Source organism: Fictibacillus arsenicus, assembly GCF_001642935.1.
GTDB lineage: Bacteria > Bacillota > Bacilli > Bacillales > Fictibacillaceae > Fictibacillus > Fictibacillus arsenicus_B.
This window is the reverse complement of record NZ_CP016761.1, coordinates 1,095,682-1,114,498: the sequence shown is the minus strand read 5'-3', so window position 1 is coordinate 1,114,498 and position 18,817 is coordinate 1,095,682. Positions and strand designations below refer to the sequence as shown.

The window sequence follows — 18,817 nt, the reverse complement described above, 5'->3', positions numbered from 1 at the left end:
CTTCATTATTTATTGAAATGTCTTGCTGACTTGAATGAATTCACGATAGCCTGAACGTGTTAGGTGATAATGTGAATCCAAGAGACCATCTCGAACTAATGAATCAAGTGTTTCGGTTGGTATAACATCTATTACTGCATCTAATCGTTGATTGAGATCCTCTAGTGATGCGTTTTTCAGTGTAACAGGATTCAGCATACGAACGATTCCTTCAATCCTTGAATCTCTTTTTTGAAACAGCTGAGGCGTTTTCTTGAAAACATTTTGAATGCGTTCTTTAAACTGGTTCAGTTCTTGTTTGGTGTTAAAGGATTCTGTTTCTTTTTCTCTGATTCTTTCATTGAAATATTTCATTTCTTCTTCGTTTAATTGAGCTCTAGTAAATAATTCATTGTAAATTTGTGTTTTATCCATTTCGATTTTTTCAAGCTCTTCTTCTTTGATGCGTTTTGTTTCAAAAATTTCTTCAGAGATTTCGTCTTCTTTTTCCTCTAAAGACTCTTCTTCCGTTTCTTCTTCAACAGCTGTTCGTGGTTCTTCCACTTTTTCTTCAAAAAGCTCCAGCTGCTTCTGGTCTGGCTCTGTCACTTCTTCCTCGGCTATTTGTACTTCGGTCTGCTGGACTGGTCTGCCCTTTGTATAATCTTCCATCATCTTCTCCAGCTTATTGATTTTGTTGAAATAGATTAATGTAACCGCAATTGCGAACAGTGAACTAAACAACGAGATAAAATCCGAAAAACGGAATACGAATGGGGCTGTTGCGATTTTGTAAAATAACAATAATGCGAAGCCACCGATAATAATAATCTTAAGCCAGCTTTCACGGTTCTTGATCTCATTTGATTTCGGTTCTTGATTTTTATTTTTGTTTGATAGCATTGGAATACGTTTCATAATCTTACCTCTTTCGTAGAGATTGTTGTGCAGCTTTTTATTTTAAACGATAACTTGGGAAGTGAAAAGGGAAAACACTAAATCATCATATCGTTATCATCTCTTTATCAGAACAAAATTATCTAACTTTAGGACATATGTCCTTCCCAACGTATGTGGAAATGCATTTTAATTAGATAAGAATTTGAATTGGGGAGTGAGACGATGAGAGGAATTATCTTTGCATTTTTAGCCGGGGGCTTTATCACGCTGCAAGGTGTAGCGAATTCCCGCATCAGTCAAGACATCGGTCCTTGGCAAGCTGCGACAGTTACCCAGTTAACTGGCTTCCTGATGGCATTATTGATCGTCATGATCGTTCGAGATAGAAAATGGAAAAACTTTAAAGGTGTAAGACCTTTGTATCTAACTGGCGGTTCTTTTGCGGCTGTTGTCATTTACGGAAATATTTTCGGGATTAAAGAAATCGGTGTTACTTTGACGATTGCAGTTATCCTGATTGCACAGCTTGCGATCACCTTTTTGATCGATGGGAAAGGCTGGTTCGGAGTATTGAAACAAAAGATGAGACTTCCACAGTTTATCGGCATCGGAATGATGATCGCCGGCGTGGTGATTCTGAAGTTTTGATGATATGATTTTTGAAAATAAGTGCTGAAAAGTCATGGGGTGAAGTACAGGAATGATAGAGATTCAGGATCGTGAAATGCTAGAGCATTATTTGAAGACACAAAAAATCGAGAATATTTTTAACGATGAAGTGAAGCCTCATTTATCATTATTCAGCTTTGATCATGGTGAGTTGATTTGTTCTCAAGGCGATCCCGCTGATTGTTTGTATGTGCTTGTTAAGGGTAAAGTGAAAATTTTCACTACTTCCCCAGAGGGCAAAACGCTTATCCTTTCCTTTAAAAAGCCGCTGGATTCCATTGGTGATATTGAGTACGTGCAGAATGGGACCGAATTTATTAATACAGTTGAGGCTGTTTCAACTGTTCATATGATCGGTGTTCACCACCGATGGCTGAGGAAGTACGCGAGTGACCATACCCCTCTTCTAAAATTTTTGCTAGAAGTGATCACACAAAAGTTTTTTATCAAATCCAGCTCGTTAAGCTTTAACCTTCTGTATCCGGTTGAAGTACGATTCGCCAGTTACCTTCTTTCCGTTTGTTTTGAAGAAAATGAAACTCTTGCGACCGGCCGTTTAAGTACAGCGCATTTGATGGATGCAGCGAATCTCATAGGTACAAGCTATAGACACTTAAACCGGGTCATTCAGCATCTTTCAAAAGACGGACTCATTGATCGTCATAACGGGTTCATTTTAGTGAAAGACAAAGAGGGTTTAAGTGCGATCGCCGGTCACAATAACATCTATGAATAGAAAGGAGCGATTGTTATGTTCTTAGGATTGTTCTTTGCGGTATTAGCTGGATTGCTTGTTGGTCTGCAAAACATTTTTAACACGAAAGTTAATGAACAGGCAGGTACATGGGCCACGACTGCTTTGGTATTGGGGTTGGGATTCCTTGCTTCCATGACGCTTGGCCTTGTTTTTGAAGGCAGCGGTCTGTTTATGTTGGATAACATGAAAACATGGCACTGGTTCAGCGGCTTGATCGGAGTCGGGGTGGTTGTTTGTCTCGTGCAGGGAACGCGACTGCTCGGTCCGACGTATGCCATCGCGATTGTGCTTACCTCACAGCTGGGATTTGCTTTGTTGTGGGACTCACTCGGCTGGTTCGGTTTAGAGAAGATTCCTTTTACGTTTCAGCAGCTGGTCGGCGTACTGGTGATCGCTGGAGGTGTAATCGTATTTAAGTTTAGCAGCACGGAAAAGAAAGAGGTTGAACAGGTTCAAAAACCTTTGAAACAATATTCAGTGGGCAGATAAGCCGCGCAGGAAGCGAGCAAACTAGAGTGGAAATCAGCCACTTCTTTTTTTTGTAACGCTCTTTTTCTAAAAGATTGTTGCTTCTGAGAGATGATGGTGAAGTTCTTCATTGAAAGTTAATTGGAGTGGAAGGGCGAGACTCCTGCAGGATGAGTGGGACAGGTGAGACCATTCAATGTCGCAAGGCGACGAATGGGCTCACCGCACACCCTGCGGAAAGCGAGTCCTGCAGCGGAAATTAACCTCTTTCAAAAGCAACAAAGTTTAGGATAACGGCTTTTATATAAATACATTAAGCAGCAAAGCGCCTGCAAATGCGGTTAAGGAAAGTATGGTTTCGAGCACGGTCAGCGTTTTGAAGGTTTCTATAACGGTTAAGCCAAGATATTCTTTTACCATCCAAAAGCCTGGATCGTTTACATGCGAAAACATCATGGATCCTGCACCTGTTGCAATAACGAGCAATTCCAAATTGACCCCGGACATATGTTCAATGATCGGAGAAACAATTCCAGCAGCCGTTGTTAAGGCGACCGTTGCTGAGCCTGTCGCAATTCGAATTAAGCTTGCAATGATAAAGGCCATCACTAGCGGAGACAGGGATAGATCTTCAGACATGCTGCCCATTATCTCACCAACACCACTCTCGACCAATATCTGTTTAAATCCGCCGCCTGCTCCGATAATTAAAACGATTGAACCTACAGGCAGAAGGCTTTCTTCCGTAAATTTTGTAATAAGATCTCTGTTCATCCCTTTACGGAATCCCAAAAAATAATATGCTGCAAATACCGCGATTAATAATGCAATGACCGGATTTCCGATAAGTGCAAAGAATTTCTGCCCGCTTTCTGAAAGTTGTACATATGGTGCTAAAGCAGCGAGGATCATAAGAAAGACTGGGAGTAAAACAATGAAGAAAGACATTCCTGAGCTTGGCAGTTCTTTTGCATCCGTATCGATGCGGATTAATTCCGGTTCTGTTTCAGGAATAACACGTTTGTGCACCCATTTTGCAAACAACGGACCTGCAATAACTGCAGCAACAAGTGCGATTACAAGAGAGTAAAGAAGAACCAACCCAAGATTGGCATCATATATGCTGATAGCAGCAAGTGCGCCAGGACGCGGTGGAACAAGACCGTCCACGATAGATAGACTTGCAATAACCGGCAAGGCGATCAATAAAATATTTTGCTTCGTAGTTTTATGTAACGAAATGACTAAAGGCAGTAAAATTAAAATACCTACTTCGAAAAATATAGGAATACCGATAATAAAACCTGAAAGCAGCATAGCCCACGGCAAGCGTTTAACACCAAAAATCTGTATAAAGAAATTGCCGATCTGAAGTCCGGCTCCCGATTCTGAAAGCATTTTTCCTAATATTGTACCTAATGCCAATATCCCGACCAGATGTCCTAAAACTTCTCCTATTCCGGTTTCGTAAGCGGTTACAATTTTATCTAAAGATAGTCCTGCCATCAGAGCCAAAAATAAACTGGCTACTGTTAAGCTGATAAAAGCATGCCATTTAAGCCAGGATACGGTTGCGATAACAATGACGATAGCTGCTAATGTAACAAGCAGTAAATATATATCCATCGTTAATCATTCCACCCTTCCTTGTATATACTCAACGTAATCAATTAAAAGTGTTCAGGCAATGGTAAGGGGAATCAATTAAGAAGATTAAAATATTTGTAAGTGTATTATATTGGATTCATTTTATGGTCTTATTCAGCATTGCACAAAAGTTAACCTACTGCTCTAGCGGGCTTTAAAATTAAATGTATATTGAAGAGTATTTAACATTTGTTATTGGTAACTTTTCCCCAAAGTTGATTTCCAAAATCATAATGCCACCATTCTTCGTGATAGTTAGTAAAACCTACTGACGTAAGTGTGTGATATAACAATCTTCTATTATGTAAACACTCTTTCTCAAAACTATTTATTTTATTGTCGTTTCCCCTGATTTCATAGTATCTCGTTGAAGCTTTATTCGATAAATCATCAAAATCTGTTCCCATATTAAGTAGTTTTCCTTTTTCATCTACAATAGATAAATCCACGGAACCACCTGTTAAATGCGGAGAAGGTTGCAATACATTAGTAGATGGTAATGCTACATATTTTTGTGTCAATGTTATTAACTCTTCTTCGTTGGTATTTGGATGTTTCGAAGATAATACTTTTTTATAATCATTAAATAATGACTGTTGTACTTCTACTGGTCTCCAAGTATCCCAAATAATAAATTTATAACCGATGGGAAGTTTTAATGATGCTTGCTCTAACATATGAGCAATAGATTCACGAACATAGCATTCATTTATAGCACCCAGTATTCCATTTATATAATACATAGGCTCTACTATAAAACTACTACTTTGACTTAGCGGTACTAATTTTTCGCCACTCATTTCTATCTTTATATCTTTCCAACCCTCGATCCGTTTGATTTCTGGTATATATAAATAATCTTTATTATTCATCATTCTCATTCCTTATCAATAAATAAGTAAATAATTTTATTCAACAATGCTGCTCGTTTATGGAATAAAATCCATTCGTCATAACCTTATTCTTATTCGTTTTGAGAACCATTTAATCCTTTTCGTCAGGGTCATCACCTTGTGTGGCAGGGTATTATAGTGAGTATTTTTTCATAAAACTATATATACTTGAAAAAAATCGCAACGAATAACGCTGCGATTTATATTGCTATTCTCTATGCGATTTTTGTTTTTTCGCTCGGTTATTATATCGCAGACTTGCTTTCCTTTACGTACATATCGTCTAATGAGATCACTCGGGAGAAATAAGGCAAAATGTCTTTATTATGAGTGACAACGACGATCGTTTTGCCTTGTTCGTTCAATTGTTTCAAATATTTTAGTATCGTTTGTTCATTCTCGGCATCAAGACTTGCGGTTGGTTCGTCTGCTAGAATCAGATCGCTCTCCTGAAGGATAAGGCGGATGATCGCGATCCGCTGCTGCTCCCCGCCGCTTAGCTGGTAGATCATCTTGTTCTTTAAATATGCCAGACCAAAGTCATTCAGCAAGGAGTCAATTCTTTCTTCTTTCTCTTTTTTACTGAGCTTCTTATATTCAAGAGCCAGGTGCAGGTTCCACTTGACCGTTTCATCATCAACAAGTCCGTAGTTTTGGAACAGATAACCGATTCTTTTACGTCTAAGCATCATAGCCTCTTTGGAGTAAATGGAAGGATTTTTCTTTCCAAACAGAGTTAGATCTCCGCTTTGCTTTTTGGAGATGAGTCCGATGATGTTAAGCAGCGTTGTTTTCCCTTTTCCGCTTTCCCCGATTATGGCGATCATCTCACCTTGCTCTACCTTTAAGTTCATATTCGAAAGTATTTCCGCTTTGTCATAGGTTTTTGATACGTTCACAAGTTCAATAACAGTCATGTTTATCCACCCTTAACTATTTTGTGAATATCTTTTTTAATCAGTTTGTTGTGCAGATACATCAGAATCAGCAGGTCTGCTGCCAGCATCATGATATAAAAAGGAACGTTGAATGTGATAAAGAAATTCAGTGCCACCATAACAAGGAGCAGCAGAAAAACAATTAGATGCGTGTGAAACGTTTTTAACAGACTGAACCCGTATATATATTGGACGCCGTATCTTTTGCTGTTGGATACGATATCTACATAGTTTGAGATGTAGATAACAAAGATCAGTGTCAGCAAAAATAGAATTGTAAATACGAGCGCGTTGTACATCACAAACTCGACAAAGTGTACCTTATCCATATAAGGCGTAAATAATGTTCCGACGTTCACTAATTTTTGAAGACCGTTTTTTCCTATAATCTGACTGAACGCTTCACGATCATTCAGCTTAAAGTATAGATCTCCTGCATTCAGCAGGTCGTAATAATACAGGCTGCCGAACTGACCTTGATCGAGCATCACAATTGTATCTTTCAGATTCGTTTCGGATTGGCCGAGCAGTTCGAACTCATAATCATTCTGTGTATAAACGATATTCAAGCTGTTTATCTTTTTTTCCTTATCATCAGGCAGACCGAAGTATTCATTGTAGTTCAGCAGATGGTTGAACTGCTCCGTATAAACCTCTTTTACTTCTGCTTCTTGTTTTTTTAATTTTTCTGGAACCAATATCGTAGGTTCTTTGAATGAAAGATTATTTATTTTCTTGCCGTTCTCATCTTTTATTTCCATGAAATCCTGTATATAACGTTCATTGGCGACAATATGGTTCTCTTTTAATGACTGGTAAATATCATTCTTAGTCAGTCCCTGAGTCTCCAGATAGTCCTCTGAAAGCAGCTCTGTAATATAGGCATCATTTACATACAGCTGATCCGACTTATCAAAATGTGTGTACACCTGTTTAATCGAATCTCCGTACTTCTCTAAAAGAGGCAGGTTCTTTCTGGCATTCGTATCTTCATCAGCATTATAGCCATTCGATGTGAAAAATCCTTCTAGCTTTGTGTATCGCTCCAGATCTTTCCGCTTCGCTTGATAGTCTTTGTAATTCGAATAAAAAGAAGAAATTGAAAGTGTAATAGCCAGGATCAATAGAATCTTAATCCCATACAGAACATAATTTAACCGGTTGGAATACACTTTGTTCTTCAGCATCGAACTGATATCAATAAAACGCAGGCTGATCTGTGTAATTAACAAAAGTAAAACATTGATGATTGTCACAACAACGAGAAAAGCGGTCAATAATGCAAAATATCTCGGTACGACACTCTGCATGGCCACATAGTAAGCGAGATGAATAATGAGCGTAACTCCTACTGCTAGGCTTTCCATGTACAAAAAGTTTCGCAGTGAATCTGATATCATCTGGAAGCTTGAGTAGCCCATCATCTTTTTGATAGCATTGATCTTGATTCTCGTAAAAGTATAGATGAATAAGACAAGCTGTGTCAGCAATAGCAGTATTATGAAATTGAGCAGGTTATAATTGATCACCTGGCCATATGCGATATCATTATCATATGGTTTAACAGAAAGACCAGCCTTCTCACTTATTTGAGTCAACTTATTTTGCGGCAAGTCCGTATAAAAGACTCCGTTGTTATCGATAAATTCCTCTTTTGTAAGCGGGTAATAGTTGAGCGATGTATCTTTTGAAATCGATTTTGGCTGGCTGATTGAATCGATGTCACTATGATAGATCTCATACACAAACTGATCATGTTTTGATACAGGGGTTTTCACGAGCTGCAGTCCGCACTCATCATTCTTCAAGCAAGCAGTCTCTAATCCCTGATACAGCTTGTTCATTTCGTTTCCTGAGAAGTCTTCAACACTATATGATTTTTGTGAGGCGTCTCCCATGTTATTAAGCTCGTAGATGTCAAATAGCGATTTATTAAAAATGTAAGATAATAATAAGAGCTGTCCAATAAGAAAAACAAATAATAGTTTCTTCATAGTTCCTCCTGAGGATTCCGATCCATTCATCATTGATGAAAGGGGAAAAAGAGCAAATGTAATTAGATTTTATCTTTGGTAGTAATCATAATGTGAAGTCTCGTTGCAGTACCATTGGCGATCTGCACTTTTGTAAGCTGCATCCGCTTTCCAACCTGAAGAATAAGTGCTAGAACAAACTTTTACAGCTGCCCAAACATTATACTTTTTTGCATTATCTGGTTTCGCATCACGGATATCAGAGTAGACTTTCGTATCTGTCTGTCCGCCTTTGTAAATCAACTCTCCACCCGCAACGGATGTTGCACTAACGATTCCAACCGGGATGATAAACATTGCTAATGTTAATAACGTTACAAAGATTCTGCTTTTCTTCTTCATTCCGTTCACCTCTGCCCTTTGCTCTTTTTCCCGTAATCAACTTAACATTATTTTGTTAATTTGTAATTATTTTCATATTTATGAAAGTTGGTTGTTTTACAGCAGAAAAATAGATATAATTCCCCTTTTTTCTGAGCCGGGCATCTCGGTATAGTTCTTTTTGTTTAATTATTGTAATTATATGTAAAATACAGTGAACCCTTTTTCCTTTCTGATTTATTTATAACTTTCATTAGAGTTTTGCAAAATTCCACTTGGTTATGTCGGAAATGAATTGAACTGTTAATTAGAAGTGAAAAATAATTCTATTGTACTACCGAATTTAAAAATTTAGAAAAATTCCTCTTTCTGTCATTTTACATCCATAAATCTTTCATTTCATGAGTCATTATCGGCATTTTTAACGTGTGAAATTTAGTCTATCCGGGTATACAAAAAAACAAGGCCGCATTCAGCAGCCTTGTTTCATTTTCCGTCTACCTTATTGTTATTTTTTATTCGTAGCTTTTAGCTCCGATATATTTATCGCTCCAGTAAGAGCTATTAAGGTCATCTGATGTAACACCATTTGATGATGATGCGTGCCAGAATTCGCCGTTACCAACGTATACACCAGCATGGCTTGGACCGTCTCCTTCTAAGTTAAAGAACACGATGTCACCAACTGCCGGCTCATCTACACTAGTTCCTTCTGAATAGATTTCATCTACCGTGCGCGGCAAGTCTATGTTTTCTGCTTCATCAAACACTTGATTTAAGTATCCGCTGCAGTCAAAGCCTTCTTCAGCTGTTTCTCCGCCCCACGTATATTTTGTGCCTTCATATTTTTTCGCTACTTCCACGATATTTGAATCGTTACTTTCTCCATCAACACCCAGCGCTTTAAATGTTTCATCTCCAGCGATTCCATCTACCGTAATTCCTTTAGCTTCTTGGAACTTTTTCACGGCATCCGTCGTATAGTCGCCATAGTAAGTAGTTGTTTTACTATATGAGAAATATCCCTTGTTGTCTAAAATCTCTTGAAGTTCTTGCACGTCTGCATGAGTTGTTCCAGGTTCCAGAGTCTGATCTCCTACTGCGGCATGACCTGTCGCTGGATTGAATGCTACAACACCTGCTAATGCTAATCCTGCTGTTAGTTTCTTCAAACTACCATCCCCTTTTTATATGATTCGCCGATCTCTTTTTGATCTGACCTGTCCCATACTAACAGGTCCAGATGACAGCGAGATTTTAGAGGAGTTACAGAGGAATAACAATTTCTGGCCAAATGTATGATAAATCACATATTGTAATATTGGAAGGAATTGGGTTGTAAATGAAGAAGATTGGTGATGAGAGTAAAGGAGATTGATTAAATGAGAGAACAAGCTTTCTGCTGGAACAATTCTTTTAAAAGAGCTGCACTGTTTTTATTCCTTGTTTATTCTTTAGCCGGTTGTGACTCTTATGAAACTCATACTTTATCAGGTGAGATTACAGAAGTTAATAAAGAGGAAAAAATCATTCAAATTGACGGTAAACCTATTAAGCTCTATTTTGTTGATGCCTATGAAATCGGTCAAAGAGTTACCGCAACTTTCATTGATAAAACACCGGGGAAAGACTGCTGGTGCCCTGATGATTTTGAAGTGAAAGATATTAAGATCCTTGAGGATGATAACAGGAAAGATTAGCTCCAAATTGTATAGAGTATAGTATAGGGTAAAATGAAGGAGGCATCTATTTGGAGTTCCCATTCATTCATACTAACTTTTGGGATGCATTGATCGCTGTATGCTATCATCGTTCTTATTGAGATTCTTAAAATTTTTCTTCCTTCGATTTCTGCTTTAATTCCTGCAATCGCTAATATCATCGGTCTTGTCATTTCAATATTTATTGCTCACCCTCACAGTCTTTGGACCCGCATCGTTATGGGTATCGTTTATGGCATTGCAGCAGTGGGTGCTTATGTTTCATTTGTTAAGCTATTAAGCAGCTATCGAAACAAGAGACCTGCAGATCTATACAAATGAGCCATGAAAATTAAACGAGCTGCGATAAATGCTTGGTCTTATCATAGATTTCTAATTTAGCGTTCGTTATTAATCTTTGAACAAAGTCTGGATTCGCTAGAAGTGGCCGTCCAAACGCCGCTAAATCAATTATACCGTTCTCTATTGCCTGGTTGGCGGTATTCGGGTTAAGGTCACCGACTCCGATACTGATTCCGGACCAGTACTTACGGACAAGCTCATGAAGTTTATGATCTTTACTGATGAAACCGGCAAAATGATTGGTTGAGGGATGGAGCATCTCTACTCCCGTTTCCTTAAATGCTTCAACGTACAATTTTAGCGTTTCCTCGGGATTATCCCATCTAAAATCAGGGAGATCATCCTTTATTTCCGAAAAACGGAGCACCGTTCGATTGCCTCCCGCTTCCTGCATAACTGCTTGAGTAACTTCTTTCATGAACGTTAATCGCTGTCTCTGATTACCGCCATAACGATCAGTTCGCTGATTGGTAACATCGGAGTTAAACTGATCGATCAGATAACCATGAGCACCATGAATTTCAACACCATCGAACCCTGCCAGTATCGCATTACGGGCAGCTTTGGCATATTGCCGAATCACTTCCTTAATATCATCAACCGTCATTTCTTCAGGTATATCAAAGGGCTCTCCAAATCGATGAACCTTACCTTTTGCACGTATTGGAGATGGAGCTTGTGGCGGAAATCCCCCAGTTACTTGATGATGAGTCAGTCTTCCAACATGCCACAATTGAGCGATTATGGTGCCTCCTTCTTCATGCACGGCATCTGTGACCTTTTCCCAGCCTTTGACCTGTCCCTCTGTGTACAGGCCTGGCAAATTAAATGTTCCTTTTCCCCGCTGACTGATAATAATCCCTTCTGTAATGATCAGGCCAATCCCATCTGCCGCTCGTCTTCTGTAGTATTCAACCACGTCATCCCCAACGGTTCCTGTTTGATCATCGGCAAAACACCTTGTCATTGGAGCCATAACAATCCGGTTTCTGAGCCTCCATGTACCTACTTCTACTGGTTCTAGTAGTTTCTTATACATCCGTATTCCTCCTCTCACTATCCATTTTAAGAATGATTTATCTTTCTTTACAGAGGGTTATAAATGAGTTTTTACAAATTTTCTTATAAAATAAAGATAGATAAAGAAAGCAGCATTTAAATTTTAGGAGGCTTTCAAATGGATACAGTTGATAAACAAATCTTGCTTATTCTTCAGGAGCAAGCACGCATATCAATGACAGAACTCGGAAAAAAGGTCGCTTTATCACAGCCTGCAGTGACGGAACGAGTCAAAAGGTTAGAGGAAAAAGGAATGATTGATCATTATAGAGCGGTAGTTAATGCGGAAAAAATAAACAAATCCACTACCGCTTTCCTGTTGTTTCACACAAAGAATTGTGAAAAGTTCATTCATTTTTGTGAACAATCTCCTGATGTAGTGGAACTTCACAGAATTAGCGGTCAATATAATTACTTGTTAAAAATAGTTACAGAGTCTATGCAATCACTAGAAGATCTTATTAACGCAAGCGGAAAACACGGGGATTCCACTACACTCATTGTGCTTTCCTCACCCATTCCCTTAAAAAATACAATTCCCATAGTGGAAGAAGAATAGGAGATTCAATGAAAAGAAAAATAGCCATAGTGACTGGTACTTCCAGCGGATTCGGCATGCTGTGTGCAGTGGAACTCGCGAAGGCCGGTTTTGAAGTGATCAGTACGGTGAGAGGTTTGGATAAAGCGGAGAATCTATTGCGTTTGGCGGATGAACAAGAGGTGTCTGACTTCATTCAGCTGCAAACTCTTGATGTGACATCAGAGGAATCGGTTCGTTCTTTTGCAGCGTACCTTTCAAAGTTTCCTAGTATTGATGTGCTCGTGAACAACGCAGGGTTTGCACTTGGCGGTTTTTGTGAAGAACTTTCGGTGGATGAATACCGGCTGCAATTTGAGACGAACGTCTTTGGCGTGATCGCCGTGACACAAACTGTGCTTCCGATAATGAGGAAAAATCGGACAGGCAGGATCATCAACATGAGCAGCATCTCAGGAAAGTTTGGATTCCCGGGGTTGTCCCCTTACACGGCATCTAAGCACGCACTTGAAGGTCTGAGCGAGAGCCTCCGATTGGAATTAAAACCGTTTGGCATCGATGTCATCCTTGTTGAACCTAGTTCCTATCAGACAAACATCTGGTCATCGGTCGATAATACGACTGTGAGCAGGGATTCCCCCTATCATTTTTATATGGAAAGACTGCTTGATGAAATTGAGTCTGGCAAAGCGGGTCACGGAAATCCGCTGGATGTGGCAAATCTAGTAGCAAAGATTGCTTCACAAAAAAAGACACCGAAACTGCGGTACCCAATCGGTAAAGATATTAAAATAAGTCTTTTTATGAAGTCAATTATCCCTTGGAAACTTCTTGAGAGTGTAATCTTAAAAAAGCTGTTTGATTTTAAAAAAAGGTAGTCTTCTGACTGCCTTTTTAAAATGGTTTGTTATTCGAATTATTCCTGAAGTGTGCATTAAACTGACCCCGCAGCATCTCTTTGAGCATTCTCTTTTCAACCGGTTTTGTTTCCTTGTTCATCTCCCGTCTAATTTCATTTGTCTGTACCCCCTCTTCCCTTTTATTCGCAATTTCAATGAGCTTTTCAATGTCAGAAAACGAATATCTTCGCGTTCCTTTCTCATTGCGATCAGGGAATATTAACTTTCGCTCTCCATAATACCGGATCTGTCTTAAAGATAATCCCGTAAGCTCCCTCACAATTCCTATTGAAATGACCTTTTTATCTTTATAGGGTGTGCTTTCAGAAGACATTCCAGCCACTCCCTTTTCAAATAAAAAGAGGTCCCCTTTTGTTCCACTTTATCTCAATCCAACTGTTAATCAAGAAAACTGTGAGGTTATCTGACATGTATTTTCTGAAAATTAAAAAACCTTGGTATATTTTCTGCCAAGTTTGTAGATGGAAGTATTTCTGTTCTTTACACTATAGGAAATGAATGCGAGGTGGTTCAGATGCACAAGATATTTTGGCAGTTTACCCTGATCTTCTCTTCTCTAGCCTTTGGAAATGCCATTGTATCTATCTTCCGACTGCCCCTTTCCGGAAGTATTGTAGGAATGCTCTTACTGTTTTTATCACTTCTTACCGGCATCATTCAGATTGAATGGGTGGAAAAAGCCGCTAATGTTCACCTGCAGCATATGACATTGCTTTTTATCCCGCCTGTTATTGGAGCTTTAGTGTACTTTCACCATATTCATATGAAAATCTGGAAGCTTGGCGTCGTCATAGCCGGGAGCAGCTTATGTATCATCGTCATCACAGGATATTCTGTGGAGCTTTACGAAAAATTGAAAAGGAGACTAAAACAATGATTGAAAATATGTTAATCAGTACAGGAATTACCGTGTTTGCTTATCTTATTGGCTTAAAGATATTTCAAGCAGCAAATCGGAATGTTTGGCTAAACCCGCTCTATACTGTAACTGTGTTTCTGTTCACATTTCTTCCTTTCCTTCACTTAGATTATAAAGCTTACGAAAACGGCAGCGGTTTGTTTTCCATACTCATGCAAACAGCGATTGTTTCTTTGGCAATTCCGCTGTATAAACAATGGCCGCTCATCAAAAAGAATTTCAAAAAAATTGGTACAGGTATTTTTATTGGAGGTGCGGCAGGTGTTGGTTCAACTATATCTCTTGCCACTTTGTTCGGTATCAAAAAGGACATCATGGCGTCATTGCTTCCTAAAGCAGCCACATTGCCTGTCGCGCTTTCAGCATCTGGATCCCTTGGCGGAGTGCCTGCACTAACTGTTTTATTCGTTTTAACATCAGCTCTGTTTTCTTTTATCTGTGGTCCTAAAGTGTTAGAATGGCTAAACATAAAAAGCAAAGCAGCAAAAGGGCTCGCAATGGGTGCTTCAGCACAGGCGCTTGGAGCAAGCAAGTGCTTGCAATGGGGAGAAGAAGAAGGTGCTATGAGTGCAATTGCCATGACCACTACCGCCATCATTGTTTCATCCTTAATACCGTTCTATATGTTGTTTTCATAGAAATGCAGAAAAAGGACTGTCCCCAAAGTAAGTTAACTTATTTTTGCCAGTCCTCATTTATTATTTTTTAATAAAAAAAGGGTGACTTCAAAAGTTTTTTACTTTTGAGTCATCCTCTGATTTTTTTATCATAAAGTTGTTATTTCAAGTAATCTTCCAATGCTTGCTGAAGCGTGGCTTTCGTTTGTGCTTTACTTTCGAAATTTAACCCGATGCTCGTCACTTTGCGTACGATTTCTGGACGCAGGCCGGTGATTACACACTCACAGCCCATCATGTTCGCCCCTTCGATGACCTTCATCATATGTTCGATCACTTCAGTCTCCATTTGAGCGATACCGGATAGATCAATGACTAGCGTTCCGATGCGAAGTCTGCTGATTTCCATTAGAACCTTCTCTTCAATCGTGTCCGTTCTATATGTATCAATACTTCCAATTAGAGGAAGGACACAAACTGTTGCAGTGATCGGAATAATTGGAACAGAGAGATTTTCAACGAGCGCTCTCTGTGATTCAATCAGCTTATCTTTGTACTCAGAATAACTCAAGAATAATTCGTTTAAAAACTTGTCAATGCGGTCGTTAATTTGTCTTTCAATATTAAAAAATCTGTCACTGTCTAAATCAATCTGATTTAATTTATCGAATTCTTGCAAGTACTTCCAGATAGTTCTGCGGATAGCTTGTACCCACTCAAGTTTGAATGCTAGCGTAAGGCTGTGCGATGCCCATGAAACACCTTCAATTTTTGCAAATGATTCTAATTCATCGTCTTTCCCCTGGATCGTGTACATCACAAGTTTATGAGCATTGGATAATAGATCGATATTACCAATCAGAAGGATTTCTTCAATTTTCCCCCGAACATTTTGGGCTTCACTTAATAATGACTCTTGGAACTCTTCTCTGTTATTTGTAAAATAATCGATATAATCCTTTTCCAAGGTTAAAGCCATAGTGTTCACTCCTATTAATTGTTTTGAAATTTCTACCTTCTATTGTACCATTTCCTTAAAATAAAGAAAAAGAATTTGGAAGTTGAAAATATTTCCACGGTTAAGTAAGTATTTTGAAACCAATTTTCTCCCTGAAACGTAATTTACTTAGGTTAACGAAAATGAACTTAATTGGAGGAAATGAACATGAACAATCACGAAATTGATTATAAAATTTACGGAGATGACATGCAGTTTGTTGAAGTGGAGCTCGATCCAAATGAAACAGTGATCGCAGAAGCTGGTGCACTGATGATGATGGAAGACGGAATCGGGATGGAAACGATCTTTGGCGACGGTTCTTCAGGCGGAGGAAGCGGTTTGATGGGCAAGCTTTTCAGTGCCGGTAAACGTGTACTAACGGGTGAGAGTCTGTTCATGACAACTTTCACAAATGACGCCAATGGGAAGAAGCACGTCTCTTTCGCTTCTCCTTATCCTGGTAAAATCATCCCGATGGATCTGAGTGAGTTTGGCGGAAAAGTGATCTGTCAAAAAGATGCATTCTTGGCTGCGGCTAAAGGTGTTTCTGTAGGAATCGAGTTTCAGCGTAAGATCGGCGCTGGGTTCTTTGGTGGAGAAGGCTTCATTATGCAGAAGCTTGAAGGTGACGGCATGGCTTTCGTTCATGCTGGCGGAACGATTCATAAAAAAGAACTGGCACCCGGCGAAGTTCTCCGCGTCGATACCGGCTGCTTAGTTGCGATGACAAGCGGTGTCAATTACAACATCGAGATGGTGAAAGGCGTGAAAACGGCATTATTTGGCGGTGAAGGTTTATTCTTTGCAACATTAAGAGGACCAGGAACAGTCTGGATCCAGTCCCTTCCTTTCAGCCGATTGGCGAGCCGAGTATTCGCAGCTGCACCACACCGAGGCGGCTCCAGTGACGAAGGCAGCTTAGCTAAAGGCGTGTTCGGCATGCTGAATGGTGATTGATTGGTAGATTATAAGTGGAGAATGCTGGCTCGAATGACGAGCCAGCTTTTTGTTGTCCATTAATTATTTTATGTTCTAAAATGCTGCAAAACAGTGCCCTTACCCTCACCATCTGCTTCTACTTCTGCATAGGCACCATTTATGAATGTATTTTGAGGCGGCTGATGACCGCAATCTATATCATAAATGACAGGCACTCCAAGGTCTTTTGCCAAATCCTGATAATCATCTTCTGCTGTATAATCTTCCACAGTATCGTTTGCATCACTTCTGCCGAACAGAATTCCTGAACAGCCTTCAAACCAGCCTGCCAGCTTCATTTGCACCAATGTTCTTCTCAAATCTGTTGTATTCATCTCGCAGTTTTCAAAGTACCAGAGGATCGGTTCATCATTTATAAACTGCTTACGGAAAGTCTTCACATCACCAAATGGGGTCCCTATCAAATGCCTGATGATATCAATACATCCGCCGAGCAAGCGGCCTTCTACCTTTTCTTTTGCCCCTGAGACTGTCTTCCAGCTCGTTTCTTCTGTCAGATGAAAGATACATGGGGTTGGGTTCGCATGGTCCCACGCCTTTTGATATTTAGAGGATGAATGCTGAAGAACGGAATCTCCTTCTTTCGTTGACAGCACCTTCTCCCACATTGCTGTCGTTTCATCCATGCATTCCCCTCTAACATCAACAAAGTTTATTCCGTTCGCTGTCGCAATTCCTTTTTTCAGTGTAGTTGCAAGCATCAATGCGCTTGTATCGGAATACCCGAGAATCCACTTCTTTTTAATGGAAGTAAAATCTACATGTTCAATCATCTCGATTAGGAGTTCACCGCCCCATGGAGGAATGATTAAGTCTATGGATTCGTCTGCCATCATCTGGTTAAACTCATCTGCTCTTACTTTCGCAGGTGCAGACTTTGCTTTCTTTTGAGTCCAGACAGTATCACCCACTGTTACCTGATAGCCCCTCTTCTCCATTCGATCACATGCCTGCTTGAACATGTCATGCAAAAATGAGGGCACTCCTGAAGATGGTGCTGTTACACCGATCATTGCATTATTTTTTAAAATTGGATATTTGATCATGTTCATCTCTCTTTTCATTTTCATTCGTTAACACTGCTTTTTAAATTTAGGCTGACGTACAAGCTACTCATTCGAAGTGTACAACATATCCATATCATAGAGTCATCAGACAAGGAGGTGAATTGTTCATGTATAACCATCCTTTTTACCATCAGAACCATGATTCGCATGAGGAACCTATGTATGTTGATCGTCCGAATGGAGATGAAGATGAGGGACCTTTTGGACCTCCGCCTCAGCAATTTGCTCAAGGGCAAATCCCGCAGCCATTTTTCACATCGAGCTACCAGCCGCCAATGATCCGGCAAAGAATATGTGCCTGTCTTGGAAGCTGGGGTTTGTTAGGTCTTCGAAGACAAGGTCAATTTGGAAGAGACTTTTGGTTTTTCCCAACAGAGATCCGCAGAAACAGTGTTACAGGATATGTTTGGGTAGGCGGACGCCGCCAACGAGTGCGTTATGGGTATTCCCAAATTAGAAATTTTGTTTGTTTTGGATAAAAAGCAGGCGCAATTCCCTGCTTTTTATTTTTGAAGAAGACTCAACTGCCATGAAACACCGTATTGATCCTGTACCCAGCCGAATTTTTCATAGCCCGGAATCTCTCCTAGCTCCATGAGAACGGAGCCACCATGTGATAATTTTTCAAAAAGACCGCTTACCTCATCCAAGGAATCGCACTTAACAAAAAGCGAAATGGATGGAGTGAACGTAAAATCATGGTTGATCGGACTGTCGATACACATATACGACTGCCCCTTCAGCGTAAATGTCGCATGCAGCACCTTTCCGTTTTCTTGATGAAGGACGTTCGTAATTTCAGAGTCATCGAATAAAGATATGTAAAAGTTCATCGCCTCTTCTGCTTGCCCAGTAAACATGAGGAATGTAGTGATTTTTTGATTGTCAGCTGTCATATGTATCTTCTCCTTTGAAAAAATCGTCGTTTTATAAAGATTCGATTTTCGAGGAAAGAAGTCCTTTACAATTTATTAAGAAGAGTTTTTTACGGTACGTGATCTTATATTTATTACACGTACGCCTAATAACT

22 protein-coding genes are annotated in these 18,817 nt (G+C 39.6%); 10 read left to right on the top strand and 12 right to left on the bottom strand.

Annotated elements, in window-relative coordinates:
• Positions 1 to 9: 9 nt before the first annotated feature.
• Positions 10 to 897 carry a DUF4199 domain-containing protein gene (locus ABE41_RS05905; protein WP_066287455.1) on the bottom strand — a complete coding sequence of 296 codons (888 nt, stop codon included), beginning with the start codon at positions 895 to 897 and terminating at the stop codon, positions 10 to 12.
• 204 nt (positions 898 to 1,101) lie between these two features.
• Between ABE41_RS05905 and ABE41_RS05900 the strand changes: the two genes are divergently transcribed.
• From ABE41_RS05900 to ABE41_RS05890, 3 genes are read left to right on the top strand one after another with little or no spacing between them, the layout of a single operon-like run.
• Entirely contained in the window at positions 1,102 to 1,527 is a 426-nt protein-coding gene (locus tag ABE41_RS05900; protein ID WP_066287454.1) for a DMT family transporter, read from the top strand.
• 52 nt (positions 1,528 to 1,579) lie between these two features.
• Entirely contained in the window at positions 1,580 to 2,284 is a 705-nt protein-coding gene (locus tag ABE41_RS05895; RefSeq protein ID WP_066287452.1) for a Crp/Fnr family transcriptional regulator, read from the top strand.
• A 15-nt stretch (positions 2,285 to 2,299) separates the two neighbouring features.
• A complete protein-coding gene (locus ABE41_RS05890; RefSeq protein WP_066287450.1) occupies positions 2,300 to 2,794 on the top strand; it encodes a DMT family transporter in 495 nt (164 codons plus the stop codon).
• 279 nt (positions 2,795 to 3,073) lie between these two features.
• On the opposite strand, the gene ABE41_RS05885 is transcribed toward ABE41_RS05890, so the two are convergent.
• The 6 genes from ABE41_RS05885 to ABE41_RS05860 all read right to left on the bottom strand — a co-directional run bounded on the left by ABE41_RS05885 (position 3,074) and on the right by ABE41_RS05860 (position 9,777).
• Positions 3,074 to 4,399, bottom strand: coding sequence for a GntP family permease (locus tag ABE41_RS05885; RefSeq protein ID WP_066287448.1), 1,326 nt, complete (start codon positions 4,397 to 4,399; stop codon positions 3,074 to 3,076).
• A 203-nt stretch (positions 4,400 to 4,602) separates the two neighbouring features.
• Positions 4,603 to 5,292: a M15 family metallopeptidase gene (locus ABE41_RS05880; RefSeq protein WP_066287446.1), complete on the bottom strand. Its 690-nt coding sequence runs from the start codon at positions 5,290 to 5,292 to the stop codon at positions 4,603 to 4,605.
• 266 nt (positions 5,293 to 5,558) lie between these two features.
• A complete protein-coding gene (locus ABE41_RS05875) occupies positions 5,559 to 6,230 on the bottom strand; it encodes a putative bacteriocin export ABC transporter (protein WP_066287444.1) in 672 nt (223 codons plus the stop codon).
• 2 nt (positions 6,231 to 6,232) lie between these two features.
• A complete protein-coding gene (locus ABE41_RS05870) occupies positions 6,233 to 8,245 on the bottom strand; it encodes a hypothetical protein (protein ID WP_066287443.1) in 2,013 nt (670 codons plus the stop codon).
• A gap of 69 nt (positions 8,246 to 8,314) precedes the next feature.
• Positions 8,315 to 8,626, bottom strand: a complete 312-nt coding sequence (locus tag ABE41_RS05865) for a hypothetical protein (protein ID WP_066287441.1) — start codon at positions 8,624 to 8,626, stop codon at positions 8,315 to 8,317.
• 494 nt (positions 8,627 to 9,120) lie between these two features.
• On the bottom strand, positions 9,121 to 9,777 hold the full coding sequence (locus ABE41_RS05860; RefSeq protein WP_066287439.1) for a C40 family peptidase: 657 nt from the start codon (positions 9,775 to 9,777) through the stop codon (positions 9,121 to 9,123).
• A 210-nt stretch (positions 9,778 to 9,987) separates the two neighbouring features.
• On the opposite strand from ABE41_RS05860, the gene ABE41_RS05855 reads away from it, so the two are divergent.
• A complete protein-coding gene (locus ABE41_RS05855; RefSeq protein WP_066287437.1) occupies positions 9,988 to 10,305 on the top strand; it encodes a hypothetical protein in 318 nt (105 codons plus the stop codon).
• A 352-nt stretch (positions 10,306 to 10,657) separates the two neighbouring features.
• On the opposite strand, the gene ABE41_RS05845 is transcribed toward ABE41_RS05855, so the two are convergent.
• A complete protein-coding gene (locus ABE41_RS05845) occupies positions 10,658 to 11,707 on the bottom strand; it encodes an oxidoreductase (protein ID WP_066287434.1) in 1,050 nt (349 codons plus the stop codon).
• 138 nt (positions 11,708 to 11,845) lie between these two features.
• Here ABE41_RS05845 and ABE41_RS05840 point away from each other — a divergent pair, with 138 nt between their 5' ends.
• On the top strand, positions 11,846 to 12,286 hold the full coding sequence (locus tag ABE41_RS05840; protein ID WP_066287432.1) for an Lrp/AsnC family transcriptional regulator: 441 nt from the start codon (positions 11,846 to 11,848) through the stop codon (positions 12,284 to 12,286).
• Positions 12,287 to 12,294: 8 nt separating this feature from the next.
• A complete protein-coding gene (locus tag ABE41_RS05835; protein WP_066287431.1) occupies positions 12,295 to 13,143 on the top strand; it encodes an SDR family oxidoreductase in 849 nt (282 codons plus the stop codon).
• 16 nt (positions 13,144 to 13,159) lie between these two features.
• On the opposite strand, the gene ABE41_RS05830 is transcribed toward ABE41_RS05835, so the two are convergent.
• Positions 13,160 to 13,498 carry a MerR family transcriptional regulator gene (locus ABE41_RS05830; RefSeq protein WP_066287430.1) on the bottom strand — a complete coding sequence of 113 codons (339 nt, stop codon included), beginning with the start codon at positions 13,496 to 13,498 and terminating at the stop codon, positions 13,160 to 13,162.
• 201 nt (positions 13,499 to 13,699) lie between these two features.
• On the opposite strand from ABE41_RS05830, the gene ABE41_RS05825 reads away from it, so the two are divergent.
• Together ABE41_RS05825 and ABE41_RS05820 are read left to right on the top strand one after the other, a co-directional pair.
• Positions 13,700 to 14,062, top strand: a complete 363-nt coding sequence (locus ABE41_RS05825) for a CidA/LrgA family protein (protein WP_066287429.1) — start codon at positions 13,700 to 13,702, stop codon at positions 14,060 to 14,062.
• On the top strand, positions 14,059 to 14,742 hold the full coding sequence (locus ABE41_RS05820; RefSeq protein ID WP_066287427.1) for an LrgB family protein: 684 nt from the start codon (positions 14,059 to 14,061) through the stop codon (positions 14,740 to 14,742). Before ABE41_RS05825 ends, ABE41_RS05820 begins: the two co-directional genes overlap by 4 nt.
• 139 nt (positions 14,743 to 14,881) lie before the next feature.
• On the opposite strand, the gene ABE41_RS05815 is transcribed toward ABE41_RS05820, so the two are convergent.
• Positions 14,882 to 15,700 carry an STAS domain-containing protein gene (locus tag ABE41_RS05815; RefSeq protein ID WP_066287425.1) on the bottom strand — a complete coding sequence of 273 codons (819 nt, stop codon included), beginning with the start codon at positions 15,698 to 15,700 and terminating at the stop codon, positions 14,882 to 14,884.
• 186 nt (positions 15,701 to 15,886) lie between these two features.
• Between ABE41_RS05815 and ABE41_RS05810 the strand changes: the two genes are divergently transcribed.
• Positions 15,887 to 16,678 (top strand): TIGR00266 family protein, encoded by a 792-nt coding sequence (locus ABE41_RS05810; RefSeq protein ID WP_066287422.1) that lies wholly within the window; start codon positions 15,887 to 15,889, stop codon positions 16,676 to 16,678.
• A 68-nt stretch (positions 16,679 to 16,746) separates the two neighbouring features.
• Here the strand turns inward: ABE41_RS05810 and ABE41_RS05805 are convergent, their stop codons facing one another.
• Positions 16,747 to 17,766, bottom strand: a complete 1,020-nt coding sequence (locus ABE41_RS05805) for a S66 family peptidase (protein WP_066294664.1) — start codon at positions 17,764 to 17,766, stop codon at positions 16,747 to 16,749.
• Positions 17,767 to 17,894: 128 nt separating this feature from the next.
• Between ABE41_RS05805 and ABE41_RS21510 the strand changes: the two genes are divergently transcribed.
• Positions 17,895 to 18,266: a hypothetical protein gene (locus ABE41_RS21510; RefSeq protein ID WP_367642144.1), complete on the top strand. Its 372-nt coding sequence runs from the start codon at positions 17,895 to 17,897 to the stop codon at positions 18,264 to 18,266.
• Between the two features lie 24 nt (positions 18,267 to 18,290).
• Here the strand turns inward: ABE41_RS21510 and ABE41_RS05795 are convergent, their stop codons facing one another.
• Positions 18,291 to 18,683, bottom strand: coding sequence for a VOC family protein (locus ABE41_RS05795; RefSeq protein WP_066287420.1), 393 nt, complete (start codon positions 18,681 to 18,683; stop codon positions 18,291 to 18,293).
• Positions 18,684 to 18,817: the final 134 nt, after the last annotated feature.